Genomic DNA, 14,623 nt, shown 5'->3' with positions numbered 1-14,623 from the left:
GCCATCCAACGCCGAAAGCCCGCTTTGAAGCGGGCTTTCGCGTCTCTTGGGCCTGGTGTCGCCTTTGTATGAGTGAGCTTGCTTGCGATGAACTCAAGGACAACGCGTTTTACCAGAACGTGCGCGTTATCGTTAACGTCCATCGCGAGCAAGCTCGCTCCTGCATTAATCGTGTGAAATCAATACTCGCGCACGGGAATGCCTTTGGGGCGGGAGTTGTAACCGGGTAGGTGCAGGCCACCGTCGACGTGAATGGTCTCGCCGGTGATAAAGCGCGACATCTCCGACGCGAGGAATACCACCACCGGGCCAATGTCGGCTTCAGGCTCGCCACAGCGGCCCAGCGGACGCATTGAAGCGGACATTTCGGCAAAGCCCGGGTTTTCTGCGGCAAGTTTGTGGAAGGTGGCGCCCATCGCGGTAGGTGCGATGGCATTGGTTCGAATGTTGAACCGCCCCCATTCAGAGGCGGCGCTGCGAGTCAGCCCGACGATCGCTGCCTTGGCCGTGTTGTAATCGCCGTGCAGCCAGGCGCCGATCTCGATATCGATTGAATAGAAGTTGATGATCTTGCCACCGCCCCGCGCTTTCATATGCGGCAGTGCGGCTTTCATCGCCCACCAGGCCGCCCACACCGTAGAGCCGAGGGTTTGCTCCAGCATCGCGTCGGTTTTTTCTTCCAGAAGGACATTAGGGGTGGGTGCAAAGGCATTGTTAACCAGGATGTCCAGGCCACCAAATTGATCAACGGCTAATTGCACGGCGGCTTCGATATCGGCCTTGCTGCACACGTCAGTCTTGATGAACACCGCTTGGGCACCCAGCGCTTTGAGTTCGGCGACTACGGCCTCGCCACTGGTGACATCCAGCTCGGCGACCACCACGGCAGCGCCCTCTTTGGCAAAGTTCAGCGCAATGCCGCGGCCGATTCCGCCACCTGCGCCAGTAATCAGCGCAACCTGTTCATTTAGCAGTGCCATAGTCACTCCACTTCTTGTTTTTTAGTGAACATTTTTGGTTATAGTGTTCAAATATAGCTTATTTCGTCAGCCTGAACAGCATTGAAACAAGGATATTGAGGATGACTGCATTTCGTCGCCGCGTAGACATCATTGCTCAGCATGCCAATGGCACGGGCGAAGCTCGCGCCGCTCTGGAAGACGACTTCCACCACTTCCGGGTGTGGGTCAGCTACCGCGCAGGTGAAGTCATCGCCATTGGCGGTGAAGCGCTGCGCTATCCCTATTCCCTGTGCCCGCAGGCTTGCAATCAATTACAGCAATTGCGGGGGATGAAGCTGGACCGGATAGCCCATTCAGTCACCCGGCAGACCGACGCCAGTCATCAATGCACCCACTTGCTCGATCTCGCGGGGCTCGCCATTGCTGCTGCCGCACGTGGCACCCGCCAGCGCCGCTATGACATTAGCGTGGGCCAGCGCATCGACAACCGCACCCGCGCTACGTTGGTACGCGATGGCAATGAAGACCTGACCTGGGAAGTAGACGGCACCATGATTGAAGGACCCTCACCCTATTGCGGCATCAATCTTCGCGAAGGCATGGCACGCTGGGCACTGAATGCCCTCAATGAAGAAGCCGCCGAAGCGGCTCTTTTACTTCGCCGCTGCACCCTGATTTCGATGGGGCGCGCGTACAACCTCGACGAGCAGATTCATGCCCTGAACACCGGCCGCTGCTACAGCCAACAACCCGAACGCGCGGAACAGGCACTGCGCATGAAGGGTTCGACGCTGGACTTCAGCAATGAACAGTTCAGATTGTGCGCCCAGGACCAGGAGTGGCTTAGGCAGCACCAATAGTCACACGGCTCCCATATCAAAAGCCGCGCGACCATCACCCGCAAGGCCCGGCGATCCGGATTCGAACCAGACCGCCGATAATGCCTAGAGGAAGACGGCCAGATTTGGCGTTCCAAGCACCGCTTGGTCGATGATGACTTCGCGCCGCGCCAGCTTGAATCCCGCCTCACTCAGACGCAGCACATCACGCCGTTCGCCACTGATGATGTCGACATGGTGATCTTTGAAACGGCTACGGGTCAGCAGCAGGTAACTGGTCACCACAAACTCATCGCTCTTGTCGGTTTCTTCGACAAACACGTTAGTCACCAGACGTCGGGTACGCGAAGGAGGATCTTCCGCCCAGGCACTTTTGCCGGACAGGCGCAGGATTCGGCCCATGATCGAGCGGTAGTCATCGTGGTAATGCTGAACGCTGCGCACGATGGTGGTTTTCAACTCGGCGGCCAAGCGCGTCTGGCGCAGCGGCACGGTGTACACCAGGTCGGTGTCCAGGCGTTCGGCCCACTCCTGCAGGCGAATCTGGTCGAGCAGCGTGGCTTCCTCGTAGAGAAAGGTCACCACATCGTTGTAAATCGGCGAACCCACCGGTACTCGCTTGGTACCGACTGGGGAACCCGGCTGGATATCCTCCACACCGCGTTGTTGAACCTGAGCCATGAGTAACTCCTTAACTTTTATTCTTGTACTCGTGAATGCTGTTACCGGCGACTGCGGCCCGCTAGGACCGCTGTCGAACCAGGACTGGCGAACGCTTATTTCTCGTCCGATGCGGTCATCAGCTCATGCCAGTACAACCACCAGTGCCACTGGGTATCGTCCTTGGTGAAACCTTCGTTGACGATGCCGGGGCCAGGCCACCCTTCCGGTGCTCCGGTTTCAAAGACTGCCTGGTATTTCATCGTGCTCTTGCGGCCCATCGCCCCCTTGGCAGCCAGCGTCATGTGCGGCCAGGTATCGGAGTCATCCTGCTCGACCATGCCGGACGTGCCGAACAGCTGGATGGTTTGCTTGAGCATCTTGTCGCGCAGTTCCGGGGAAGCGTCTTTCTCGGCAAACACCCAGTTGACGAACTCGAGCTTGTCCGGACCTTGCGGCACGTAGGCGTGCAGGGTCATCGAGCCGACGACAGTGCCATCCGGCTGCGGAATGTAGACAAAACCGAAAAGAATATTCGGGAACATCCCACCGACTTGCGGCGGCATGCTGGTGAGCACTTTCAACTGATCTTCGGTCAAGTTGCGTGCCAGCTGTTCGACCATGTCGGCGGTCATGCCGGCAGGCGGCAATGCTTCGAGCTTTTGCTGCACACTCAACTCTGCCGGATCGAGTCCGGTGAGGCGCTTGATCTTGCGCGCCAGGTCGATGCAACGCAGCGCATGGCCGTGCGGCGAGCTGATTTCGACGCCGATCATTTCCGGGCTGAGGTCGGCTGTTTCGCCCTCGCCTTTCTTGGCGTAGTTACCCACTTCGCCTAACCAGCGGTGCAAGGTCAGTGTGTGGAAACCGTCGGCCGCCGATTGCTCGCCAGCCGTCTTCCAGTTGGCGTTAACGATAAAGCGCTGCGGTGGACCGAGTACTTCCATGCCTTTGTCGGAGCGGCAGAAGAGCATGTCGTAATACCACTTGGCATCGCCCAGGAATTCGTCGAACGATGGTCCATCGATATTCCAGGTCGCAAAGACCAGACCGCCATACAGCGTGACCCGAGCCTTTTTCAGGCCCAGTTCTTCTTTGGGCAGCATTTTGCCGTGCATGCATTCACGCTCGACGGGTGAGCCGACAAAGTCGCCATTCGGGCGGAAGGCCCAGCCGTGGTAGATGCATTTATGAATTTGTGTATTGCCGCAATCAGCGGTACTGATGCGCATGCCGCGGTGCGGGCACACATTGAGGTTTACAAACACCTCGCCCTCTTTGCCACGGGCAACAATGACCGAGTCGGAGCCCAGGTCGCGGACCATGAAGTCCCCGGAATTGGGGATCTCCGACTCGTGACCCAGGAGTACCCAGATCTTGCCGAAGATTTTTTCCATCTCCAGCTCGTAGATTTCGCGGTCAGACAACACGCGCATTTGTACTTCACGGCTGGATGGATAGATAAGGTCCGAGACCTTGGTTCCATCAGACAATACGGGGCTTGTTTTTGTTAGCATGATTGCCTCCTGATCAGAGCGTCACGACAGTGGTCACAACGAAATATAAGACACTTTCTCTATTTATGTACATAGAATTCACTTTCTACTTGTAAGTGAATTCTTCCGTCATTCACGTATGCGTCAATCCTTGCTCGATGGCTTGCCCGCTTGAGTACGCAGCACACCAATGCCGTCGATCTCCAGTTCAACCACATCGCCAGGCTTCAAATAACGTAATTGCTCCAGGCCGCAGCCGTTGCCGACCGTGCCGGAGCCCAGAAACTCACCGGGGTACAGGGTTTCCGAGCGGGACACGTGGGCAATCACGTCTTCGAAACTCCAGCGCATATCACGGGTATTACCGCGCCCCCACTCCTCGCCATTGACCCGGGCAACCATATTCAGGTCATAGGGATCACCCAGTTCATCGGCTGTCACCAGGCAGGGCCCCATAATGTTGGCCGTATCAAAATCCTTGCTCTTGGCCGGGCCGAGCATGCCGGGCATTTCCAGGGCCTGGGCGTCGCGGGCACTCATGTCGTTGAAGATGGTGTAGCCGACGATATGCGCCCGGGCGGCCTCACGGCTGATGTCCTTGCCGCGCTTACCGATGTAGCAACCGAACTCGAGTTCGAAATCCATCGCCCGGCTGTAGCTCGGCCATTGAAATTCATCGTCGATGCCAATCACCGCGAAACGGTTGCCCTTGTAGTAGATGGGCTGCTTGTTGAAAGTCTCGATGACCCGATCGTCAGCACGAGTGTTCATCGCTTTCAGCGTGGCTTCCGGGTCTTCGGTACGTAGCGCACGCGCGCGACGGGCCGCCGCGAAGCTCTGGCGCAGATGCAATTCGAAGCAGGAACAGTCGCGCATTTGTGGAGGTGGCTGGATCGGTGCGCGCAGCTTCACGCTGGCACGCTCCAGCACCGCCGCCGAGGGTGCCTTGGTAACCAGCGCACGGGCCAGGTCCAACGCCGGCTCACCGGCCTCCACCAAGGCCAGAATGCTGCTCAATGCCACACTGTCACGACCTTCTCGCAGGCGGTAAGCATTTTGCAGATCGAGCACCTGCTGGTCCCGATTGAGCAATGCCCCCGCGCGATCAAAACCTTCGGCATCGGTATACGTCACCAGCCTCATACGCGGCCACTCACAGGCAGCAGTGCACCGGTTACCGCTGCGGCTTCGTCGGATAACAGAAACGCCACTACCGCCGCCAACGCCTGCGGAGTGACCCAGCGGCCGCTGTCGGCATCAGGCATGTCGGCGCGGTTGGCGGGGGTGTCAATGATGCTCGGCAGCACAGCGTTGACCGTTACACCACGATCCTTCAGCTCCTCGGCCAACGCCTCGGTCAACCGGGCTACACCGGCCTTGGAGGCGGCATAAGCCCCCATACCGGTTGCGGCTTTGACCGAGGCCAGCGCGCCAATGTTGACGATGCGCCCGGCCTTGGAATCCAGCAGGTGCGCCAACGCAGACTGGGAACTGACCACGGCGGTACGCACGTTCATCTGGTAAAGCCGATCCCAGGTCAGCAGGCTGCCGCCTTCGACGGTCTCCCAGGCAAAACCGCCCGCGACATTGACCAAACCGTCGATGCCACCCAAATGCGCCGCGACCTGCTCGAACGCAGCGCTGGCCGACTCGCTCGAGGTCAGGTCGACACCGCCCAGGCACAGCAGGTTTTCCGTATCCAGCAAGGCAGCTGGGGCCTCGTTGCGATCCAGCAACGCAACCCGCGCGCCTCGCGCCAGCAGAAATGTGCCAAGTGCGCTGCCGAGGGCACCAAACCCGCCGGTGACGACTACCCTCTTGTCCAATAATGATTGGAACATCGCGAAATCCTCTTGTTGTTGTTTTACGGCGCGAACGGTCGATTCGCGCCTTTGTCCAGATGAATATATGACACTTTTAGAAAATATGTACAAATGATACCGTATGACTTCAAGTCAAACACTCACCTGCGGACCGCTGATGCCTAGAAAACTGCCTGCACTCAACGCCGACAACCGCGCCTTCTGGCAAGGCGGTCAACAGGGCGAACTGCTCGTTCATCGCTGCGCGGCCTGTAGCCGGTATTTCCACCCGCCCGCCCCGCTCTGCCCGCATTGCGCAAGCTTTGACGTGGCGCCGCAAGCGGTGTCCGGCAAGGGCAAAGTGCTCAGCTTCACCATCAACTATCAGCCCTGGACCCCCGACCTGGAGGTGCCCTATGTGGTGGCGATCATCGAGTTGGTTGAGCAACCCGGCTTGCAGTTCGTGAGCAACGTGGTGGGCATGCCGGTCACGGATGTGCAGATCGACATGCCGGTACGGGTCAGCTTCCTCAATGTCGAGGATGTATGGTTACCTCTGTTCGAGAAGGATCAGTGATGTTCGATCATCGTTATGAAAAAGACGTAGCCATTACCGGTATCGGTCAATCAGAGATCGGGCGACCGTCGAGCAAGTCAGCGATGCGCCTGACCCTGGATGCCTGCCTGGAAGCCATTGCGGACGCCGGCCTGCAACGCAGCGACATCGACGGCGTGGCCTGCTGGCCGGGCGACAACAACAATGGCGACCCGTTTTCACCGGTCGGTCCCAGTGCGCTGAAGAGTGCCCTCGGGCTCAACGTCAACTGGTTCGGTGGCGGTTATGAAGGGCCCGGCCCGCTCACCGGGGTGATCAACGGGGCCATGGCGATTGCGGCGGGCCTGTGCAAGCACGTACTGGTGTTTCGCACCATCACCGAAGCGTCGGCGCGCATGGTCAACAAACAGGCCGGCGCACTGACCAATAAAACCCAGGGTCGCGACAGCAGCTACGCCTGGCAGTGGTTTACCCCGTTCAATGTGCAATCGGGCATCAACCTGATGGCGTTGTATGCCCAGCGTCACTTCCATGAATACGGCACCCGACCGGAGCAGCTGGCGCAGATAGCCCTGACGTGTCGCCAGAACGCCATGCGCAACCCTAAGGCGCTGTATCGCACGCCGATGAGCATGGACGACTACATGGCATCGCGGATGATTTCAACGCCTCTGCGCATGTTCGACTGCGACGTGCATTGCGATGCGTCCACCGCCATCATCCTGTCCCGTCGCGATATCGCCCAGGACCAGCCGAACAAACCGATCCGCATCGAGGCCATGGGCGCAGCGTTGAACCAGCCATGGTCGTGGGATCAGATCTCCCTGACCAAAATGGCCGCCTTCGATGTCGGAGAGATGATGTGGGCACGCACCGACTACACCCCGCAGGATGTTGAATCTGCGCAGTTGTATGACGGATTTTCGATCTTGACCCTGATCTGGCTTGAAGCCCTGGGCCTGTGCCCCACCGGGGAAAGTGGTGCGTTCGTCGAGGGTGGCACGCGCATCGCACTGGAGGGCAGCTTGCCCATCAATACCAATGGCGGGCAGCTGTCTGGCGGACGCACCCACGGCCTGGGTTACGTGCATGAAGCCTGCCTGCAACTGTGGGGCCGTGCCGAAGGCCGGCAAACCCGCGAACACCGCGTCAGTACGGTGGCAGCCGGAGGCGGCCCGCTGGGGGGCAGCCTGCTACTGGTTCGCGAGTAACGGCGCGCCTCAGTAGAGTACGCCGGCCACTTCGCTACAGAACTCGATCAACGCCTTGCCCAGTTCGGCAAGGCCCTCTTCGTCCCGTTGGCCACGGAACATCACTGCTGACACGGTGAAATCGATGCTGTTGGTCGGTGAAAAGACCGGCGCCGCAATCGCAAGAATCCCCCCCGAGAAATGCCCGTCGTCCATTGCCCAACCACGCTCGGCAGCCTGTCTCACTTCCTCACGGTAAACCACCAGCGAAAGAGGTTGAGCCCAACGAATCGTCTCGAAACTGCTCTGTACTTCCGGATCGTCGAGGTCGATCTGCGTAGCGAACAACCGGCCGCTGGCGCCCATCAGAATCGGCAGACGCTGACCTTCGGCCATGTCGATACGCACATCGGTCGGGCTTGCAGCGGAACTGACAATGACGATGCGGTCAGGGCTCATTTTTCGCCACAGGGTGATGGTCACCCGCTGGCGTGCAGCCAGGTTCTGCAACAGCGGTTTGGCCATCTGAACGCGATGACCCTGGGTAACCAATTGTTCGACCAGACGCGCCAGGCCCAGGCCCACGGTGTAACGCTTGGAAAGAGCACTGAAATCGACCACATCCTCTTGCACCAGGGTACGCAGGATGTTGAAGCAGGTGCTTGGATTGATTTTCAGTTGCCGGGCGATGTCCACTGAACGTTCCGGCGTACCCACCTGACTGAGGTAACGCAAGATGCGTATGGCGTTGGAAACGGGTTTGACGAGGGTTGCGCCGGCCGATTTGCTGCTGTCGTTGACGTCAGTGAGTTCCATGCCCGATCCAGTAACTTTAGAGTGGCGCCATTCTAACCTGAGAATGATTGGCGTCGTAAAAGTTTTATCTGGGAATTATTCGATCACTTCAATCGGTTAGTTTCACTGGCGGCTGATAGATCAAACGACGGGTTTGCAGATCTTCGCGACGAAAACGCTCGATGAGACGCTCTTGGGCATGGTCGGCCTGGGTCACCCGAACCTGTTGGCGCAAGTATTCCAGCCAGGACTCGACAATAAAGCGCTCGCTGTAGAGTTGCGGGTCCGCCATGTCGCGGTACAGACGCCAGTTTTGCGCGCCGTTGCGCCGTCGCGCCTTGCCTACCGTGTACACAGCGGCCAGAAAGTCATCGCGGTCCGGCGCAGCCACCTGGTACACAATCTCCACCGATACCGGTCCATCGGAATGGGACACCGGACTGGCCAGCTGGAGTGTGTCGGTCAACTGCACCTCGGCAAAGTCTGCTTCCTGGCCCAGTTCCACATGGCCATTTCGGGTCAGCGCGATGCCGACCAGCAACAACAGTGTCGAGAGCAACAAGCTCTGGCTCAACCCCAGATACTCGGCCAATGCCCCCCATATCGCACCGCCGGCCGCCATCGCGCCCATCAGGATCAACACATAGACCGATGCGACCCGTGCGCGCACCCAATTGGCGGCATAGGTTTGCACCACCGTGGAAATGGTCGCGTTGACCGCCATCCAGCCGAACCCCGCCAGCAGCATCATCGCGCAGACCGCATAGCGGTTGTTGGATAGCGCGGCAGTGAGGGTGGCGAGGGCAAAGGAGATGGCGCCGCAAACCAGCAGATGACGCATGCCCAATACGCGATACAGCCGCGGCAAGCTGAGCGCAGCCAACACTGCACCGGCGCCAAGAAACGCCATGAGCAAGCCATAACCACCGGCATCCATACCCAATTCCTGCTTGGCCACCAGCGGCATCAAGGCCCACAAAGCGCTGGCACTCGTGGTGAACACCAGAACCTGCTTCATGGCGCTGAACAGGACCGCTGAATGCCGGATATAGCGCAGGCCACTGCGCATGCCACCGGTCAGGGTTTCCGGTGGCAAGCCCACGGCAGGCGGGTTGGGAGCGATACGAAAGAGGAATAGCAGCACCGCGAACATACACAGCGCGATCACCAGAAATACCGAGGTCGTGTTCCAGTATGCAATCAGTGCACCCGCCAACGCGGGGCCCAAAGCGCGGGTGGCGTTGATGGAAATTCCGTTCAAGGACACTGCGGCCGGCACCTGGTCGCGGGGCAGTACACCTACCATGGTCACCATCCACGCCGACATGCCCAGCGCACTGCCAGTACCGAGCACAAAGGTAAACGCCAACAAGCCCCAGGTTTCCAGGTGCGCGCTGTACGCCAGCACACACAACACCAGTGCGGCGAACAGCATCATGCACTGGGTAATGATCAGCCAACTGCGACGGTCCACCCGATCGGCAATCACCCCACCGGGAAAGGCAAACAGGAATACCGGCAGGGTCACGGCGGTTTGCACCAGAGAGACCATGGCTGCCGACGTCGTCAATGTGGTCATGATCCACGCCGCGGCGACCGTCTGCATCCAGATAGCCATGTTGACCACTGCGGCTGCCAGCCATAAGCCGCGGAACGCTTTGTTGCGAAACGGCGCCCACGCCGAACCCTCGCTCATCATCACTCCTCAGCGTCTATTCCTGTCAAAATCAGCGGGTTAGTTACCCAGCGGCTGACCCAGTCGCCCAGCCGCACGTGCGGGGCAGAGCTGGCGTGGCAGAGCGACGGTATTGCGCAGTCGGCCGACGCCTTGGATTTCGGCCTCGACCCGATCACCCGGCCGCAAAAAGCGCCCGCTTTCCAGGCCCACACCGTGGGTAGAACCGGTAAACACCAGGTCGCCAGGACGCAGACTGATGCGTGCATCCAGATAATTGAGCAACTCATCCAAAGGAAAAATCATCTGCCGCGTATTGTCCTGCTGGCGCAGTTCGTAGTTGACGCTGAGGCGTATATCCAGCGCCGGTTGCCCCATTACGCCCAATTCGTCTGCCGTCACAATCCAGGGACCTACCGGAGTAGTGCGGTCCATGGCTTTCTGGGTCAACAAGTCCAGGCGGCCGATCTGTTTACCGGCATCTCGAGCACTGATGTCATTGCCCACCGTGTACCCCAGCAGGCAGTCGCTGGCATGGGGTTCATCCAGCAACGGTCGGCCCACCACTGCGACCAATTCGACCTCATAGTCAAGCTGGGTTGTCAGCGGCGAATATTCGATCTCGTCATTGGCGCCGACCAGCGCTGACTCAGGTTTCATGTAGGCCAGAGGGTGTGCCGGCGCATCACTGCCGAGGCGCTTGAGGTGGCTGAGGTAATTGAGACCCACACCAAACACCCGACTGCCCGGTTCCAGCGGCGCAAGCAGGCGCGCAGCCGACAACGGCAACCAATCGCCACTCAGGTCCAGGGCGTCTGACGCAAGATCCGCCCCTAGCCCGGCCCAGTGGGTGAACGGCGCATCAATACGCCGCAGGCGGTCAGTTTGCGCATCCAGCAACGCCCAGAACGCTTGCCCTGCAACTTCGACCCGCGCCAGACGCATGTCAGCGCTTGGCCAGGTACGTCGGCAGGTACTCGGCGTCGAGCACTTCTTCCGGTGTCTTGACGCTGGCGCCGAGAATTGGCCCGACCATTTCGTGGCCCCACAGGCTGAGTTTTTCCGGATTCAGCTCGTAGGGATCGCCTTGCCATGGCTCGATTTCAGCAATGGTCTCGAAGGCAAACCCGGACGGATTGAAATGGTAAAACGACAGATGGGGGTCCTGGGCATGTTGGCCGAGGGTCATCATCATCGGCAGTTCACGCTGACGCACGATGTCGTAGGTCTCACCGACATCACGCACGTTGCGTACAAACAACCCGACATGCTGCACGCCCATGCGACCCGGCCCGTGGCCATACGCGATGTCATGACTGGTGTGATGGTTGAGTTTGGAGCGGAAGAATCCGGTTCGTCCTTTGCCCGCACCGGCGCCATACCAACTGAAACCCATGACGTTAAGCAGGAAGTCCTCCAGTTCTGGCGTGTAGTCCGGAGTGATCAGCACCACATGACCCGCACCTCGTTCGTCGGCAAGGAAACCACTGTGCGGACGGCCCGGCTGGAACGAGCGCGGCATCCATTTTTGCCCGTAAAACAATTCGTGCTGATACCCCACCGGGTCACGAAAACGCACTAATTCACGCACGCCACGCTTTTCGCACAGTTCAGCGTCACCGCGGGTGAAGTCGATATTGGCGGCCGCCAGCTTCTTGATACCGTCCTCGAACGCCATGCGCCCCACCGCTTCCCAACCGATGTAGACAATTCGGTCAACCTTGCCTGGATGGAAAGCGAAGCGATGGCGGCGATCATCGATTTTGAAGTACAGCGAATCGGGGTCACTCTCGGGGTTCTTGCCGATGCCAAAACCCATCACCTGCGGGCCGTACTCGCGCCACGCGTCGAGATTGGGGGTCTCAAAGCCCATGTAACCGATACCGATGATGTCCACGTTATTCACCTTGTTATTGTTCGAGATGAAAGGGTGCCGGTAGCCCTTGCCAGGGCGCCGCGCGTGCTAGATCGCGAGTAACCCGCCGTCGATGACGAAGTCCGAACCGGTAATGAATGAAGCTTCATCCGAGGCGACAAAGACCGCCATCGCCACCACTTCCTCGGGTTCGCCGGGGCGATCCATCAATACCCCATCCAGCAGCATCGCGCGCATTTTTGGGTCTTCCAGAAACGGCCGGGTGCCCGGCGTCGCGACAAATCCCGGGCTCAAACTGACCGCACGGATACCGAACGGCGCGCCTTCTACCGCCAACTGGCGAGTGAAGGACACCACAGCGCCCTTGGCAGCGGAATGCGCGGAAATGCCGGCGACTTTCGAGCCACCCCACGCGGCGGTGGACGATACGTTGATGATCACTCCGCGCTGTTCGGCCAAGTGGTGCCAGGCATATTTGGTGGTATAGAACAGCAGGTCGATTTCGTTGCGCATGGTGTACTGCCAATCTTCGATCGACAGCTCGCTGACCAGCCCGAATCGTGCGGCGGAAGCGTTGTTGTAGAGAATGTCGATGCGCCCGTGTTCAGCCACGGCGGCATCGATCCAGGCCTTGGCCTGTTCGTGATCGCCCAGGTCCACGGGTGCCGAGCCATACAGGGTAAACCCCTCGGCTCGCATCAAGGCTGCCGTCTCCTCGTGGCCTTCGGCATTGAAATCGCAACCGACCACAATCGCCCCTTCGCGGGCAAAACGCAGCGCCGCCGCCCTGCCCTGGCCGCCGCCAGTACCGGTAATCAGCGCGACCTTGTTTGGTAATCGTCCCATAAGCACATCCTCACCTCAGTGGTTATCACGTTGCGGCTGACGCTCACGCCATCAAACAGCTTCGTCATCCGGGGTGATGGGCTCAAGCCAGATGGCCTCCGCAGGGCAGGCGGCTGCACCCTCACGAGCCTCCTCCTCCAACTCCGGCGGCACACGGGCATCGTCGAGGTACACCATGCCATCGGCATCAAGCTTGTACAGGCTGGGACAAATCGCAGCACACAAACCATAACCACAGCAGCGGCTTCGGTCGGCCACCGCTTTGAATTGCGCTTTTTCTGAACTCATTTTTTTCTCCTTTATCAGGTTCAGCCTCTGCAAATTATGAACACTTATTTATTTTATGTGCAATTAATTTTTAACGCGGATATGCTGAGACTCATCCGCTGTCGCTAATCACTGCCTTGGCATCAAAACGGGTGAATCGCAGCAGGATGTTGAACACGGCTGGCTTCAGAGTGATTCAACAGTGGGTGCAACGCATGAAATTCGTTTGTCCGTTAGTCAGATAGCTGCGCTGGACAAATCCGAATTTCTGATTTTATTCTGATTAAAAAACCAGATTCTGTTCAAAGAATCTGCTGGCGGTGGTCCACATCACCACTTGTAGCAGTGCTTGGCTCAACAAAACCTATAAGGAAGCCAACTTCATGCACCCGTCTAGAAACGAAGCGGCAATCGATCTGCGCGAGTTCCGCCAAAGCTGGAAAATCCTGATTTTGTCGGTCGCCGGAGTGGCCATCAGCATCAACGCCGCCCTGCTCTATGGCTTCGGCACACTGGTCGTGCCGCTCGGCGATGCCTTTGGCTGGAGCAAAAGTGAACTGCAAGCCTGCATCACCTTTCTGTTTGGCGGCGCGGTGGTGTCATTGCAGTTGGTGGGTTGGTTCAACCTGCGCTACGGCATGAAGCGCGTTACGGTTATTTCCCTGCTGCTGTTATCACTCGGCTACCTGGCGACCACGCAACTGACCCAATCGATATGGTCGATGTACATCGCCTTTGCGCTACTGCCCATCGTCGGCATGGGCGCGCTGGCGGTGACCTGGACCCAACTGATCAGCCTTTGGTTCGACAGCAATCGCGGCCTGGCGCTAGCCATTGGTCTGTCCGGGACCGGCGTCACCGCCGCCACCATCCCCCGCCTGATGGCTTGGGGCATAGAGCAATGGGACTGGCGTGCGGCCTTCGTGATTCTCGCGCTGCTCAACCTTTTGGTTCTGCTGCCGCTGATTCTGCTGTGGTTCAAGCTACCCACTGTTGCAGGTCACCGTGACGACGGCCATGCGCTGGAGCAATTGCCCGGCATGTCTTTTCGTGAAGGTATGGGCTCGCTGAAATTCTGGACCTGCAACCTGGCGCTCAGCCTGGTGATTTCTTCGATTGTCGGCATGGTCACCAGCACCGTGCCCATGCTGCAATCCCGAGGTCTGTCCGCTGGGGACGCGGCCACCATCTTCAGCTGTTTCGGTATTTCGCTGATCTTCGGCCGAATGCTGATTGGTTATTTGCTCGATCGCCTGTGGCCGCCAGCCGTGTCTGCACTAAGCCTGGTGCTACCCGCCGTCGGTTGTTTCATCTACCTGAGCCCAACCACCGAATTTGCCCCGCTCATGCTGGCGGCGGTGCTGGTTGGTTTCGGCGCCGGGGCGGAGTTCGATATTGCCGCATTCCTGATTGCCCGCTACTTCGGCCTGCGCGAATACGGCCGCCTGTTCGGCGTGCATCAGGGCCTGAATACCGTGGCCTCGGCGCTGGCCCCGCTGCTCTTCGCGTACATGCTGGCGCGCACCGGTTCGTATAGCGCGATGCTGGTGTACAGCGCCGCTTGCTGCCTGATCGGTCCGCTGTTGCTACTGACCCTGGGGCGTGTGCCGCGCTTCAATGCGCAAACCATTCCCAGACAATCCTGAGCCCCACCCAACA

15 protein-coding genes are annotated in these 14,623 nt (G+C 59.1%); 4 read left to right on the top strand and 11 right to left on the bottom strand.

Annotation, left to right across the window (positions count from 1 at the left end; translation table 11 throughout):
- Positions 1 to 179 precede the first annotated feature (179 nt).
- Positions 180 to 980 (bottom strand): SDR family NAD(P)-dependent oxidoreductase, encoded by an 801-nt coding sequence (locus FHL16_RS09600; protein WP_020300784.1) that lies wholly within the window; start codon positions 978 to 980, stop codon positions 180 to 182.
- Positions 981 to 1,081: 101 nt separating this feature from the next.
- On the opposite strand from FHL16_RS09600, the gene FHL16_RS09595 reads away from it, so the two are divergent.
- Positions 1,082 to 1,822: a DUF2889 domain-containing protein gene (locus FHL16_RS09595; protein ID WP_077748095.1), complete on the top strand. Its 741-nt coding sequence runs from the start codon at positions 1,082 to 1,084 to the stop codon at positions 1,820 to 1,822.
- An 84-nt stretch (positions 1,823 to 1,906) separates the two neighbouring features.
- Here the strand turns inward: FHL16_RS09595 and FHL16_RS09590 are convergent, their stop codons facing one another.
- The 4 genes from FHL16_RS09590 to FHL16_RS09575 all read right to left on the bottom strand — a co-directional run bounded on the left by FHL16_RS09590 (position 1,907) and on the right by FHL16_RS09575 (position 5,798).
- Positions 1,907 to 2,482, bottom strand: a complete 576-nt coding sequence (locus FHL16_RS09590) for an aromatic-ring-hydroxylating dioxygenase subunit beta (protein ID WP_020300786.1) — start codon at positions 2,480 to 2,482, stop codon at positions 1,907 to 1,909.
- A 95-nt stretch (positions 2,483 to 2,577) separates the two neighbouring features.
- Complete coding sequence (locus FHL16_RS09585) at positions 2,578 to 3,978, bottom strand: aromatic ring-hydroxylating dioxygenase subunit alpha (protein WP_047530990.1); 1,401 nt, start codon at positions 3,976 to 3,978, stop codon at positions 2,578 to 2,580.
- A 123-nt stretch (positions 3,979 to 4,101) separates the two neighbouring features.
- Entirely contained in the window at positions 4,102 to 5,100 is a 999-nt protein-coding gene (locus FHL16_RS09580) for a fumarylacetoacetate hydrolase family protein (RefSeq protein ID WP_077748094.1), read from the bottom strand.
- On the bottom strand, positions 5,097 to 5,798 hold the full coding sequence (locus tag FHL16_RS09575; protein ID WP_047530994.1) for an SDR family NAD(P)-dependent oxidoreductase: 702 nt from the start codon (positions 5,796 to 5,798) through the stop codon (positions 5,097 to 5,099). The genes FHL16_RS09580 and FHL16_RS09575 overlap by 4 nt, the downstream gene beginning before the upstream one ends.
- A 139-nt stretch (positions 5,799 to 5,937) precedes the next feature.
- Here FHL16_RS09575 and FHL16_RS09570 point away from each other — a divergent pair, with 139 nt between their 5' ends.
- Together FHL16_RS09570 and FHL16_RS09565 are read left to right on the top strand one after the other, a co-directional pair.
- Positions 5,938 to 6,336, top strand: coding sequence for a Zn-ribbon domain-containing OB-fold protein (locus tag FHL16_RS09570; RefSeq protein ID WP_047538897.1), 399 nt, complete (start codon positions 5,938 to 5,940; stop codon positions 6,334 to 6,336).
- Positions 6,336 to 7,526, top strand: coding sequence for a thiolase family protein (locus tag FHL16_RS09565; RefSeq protein WP_047530996.1), 1,191 nt, complete (start codon positions 6,336 to 6,338; stop codon positions 7,524 to 7,526). Before FHL16_RS09570 ends, FHL16_RS09565 begins: the two co-directional genes overlap by 1 nt.
- Before the next feature lie 9 nt (positions 7,527 to 7,535).
- Here FHL16_RS09565 and FHL16_RS09560 read toward each other — a convergent pair whose 3' ends face one another.
- The 6 genes from FHL16_RS09560 to FHL16_RS09535 form a co-directional block, all read right to left on the bottom strand.
- Positions 7,536 to 8,321, bottom strand: a complete 786-nt coding sequence (locus tag FHL16_RS09560; protein ID WP_077748093.1) for an IclR family transcriptional regulator — start codon at positions 8,319 to 8,321, stop codon at positions 7,536 to 7,538.
- Positions 8,322 to 8,409: 88 nt separating this feature from the next.
- Positions 8,410 to 9,996 (bottom strand): MFS transporter, encoded by a 1,587-nt coding sequence (locus FHL16_RS09555; protein WP_077748092.1) that lies wholly within the window; start codon positions 9,994 to 9,996, stop codon positions 8,410 to 8,412.
- Positions 9,997 to 10,035: 39 nt separating this feature from the next.
- Positions 10,036 to 10,920 carry a fumarylacetoacetate hydrolase family protein gene (locus FHL16_RS09550; RefSeq protein WP_047531002.1) on the bottom strand — a complete coding sequence of 295 codons (885 nt, stop codon included), beginning with the start codon at positions 10,918 to 10,920 and terminating at the stop codon, positions 10,036 to 10,038.
- A 1-nt stretch (position 10,921) separates the two neighbouring features.
- On the bottom strand, positions 10,922 to 11,872 hold the full coding sequence (locus FHL16_RS09545; RefSeq protein WP_077748091.1) for a VOC family protein: 951 nt from the start codon (positions 11,870 to 11,872) through the stop codon (positions 10,922 to 10,924).
- A 66-nt stretch (positions 11,873 to 11,938) separates the two neighbouring features.
- On the bottom strand, positions 11,939 to 12,697 hold the full coding sequence (locus FHL16_RS09540) for an SDR family NAD(P)-dependent oxidoreductase (RefSeq protein WP_077748090.1): 759 nt from the start codon (positions 12,695 to 12,697) through the stop codon (positions 11,939 to 11,941).
- Positions 12,698 to 12,748: 51 nt separating this feature from the next.
- Positions 12,749 to 12,985, bottom strand: coding sequence for a ferredoxin (locus FHL16_RS09535; protein ID WP_020300797.1), 237 nt, complete (start codon positions 12,983 to 12,985; stop codon positions 12,749 to 12,751).
- Between the two features lie 362 nt (positions 12,986 to 13,347).
- On the opposite strand from FHL16_RS09535, the gene FHL16_RS09530 reads away from it, so the two are divergent.
- Positions 13,348 to 14,610, top strand: a complete 1,263-nt coding sequence (locus FHL16_RS09530) for an MFS transporter (protein WP_077748089.1) — start codon at positions 13,348 to 13,350, stop codon at positions 14,608 to 14,610.
- Positions 14,611 to 14,623: the final 13 nt, after the last annotated feature.

It is taken from the genome of Pseudomonas sp. FSL W5-0299, from assembly GCF_005930655.1.
Lineage (GTDB): Bacteria > Pseudomonadota > Gammaproteobacteria > Pseudomonadales > Pseudomonadaceae > Aquipseudomonas > Aquipseudomonas mandelii.
This window is presented reverse-complemented; position numbering and strand designations above follow the sequence as displayed.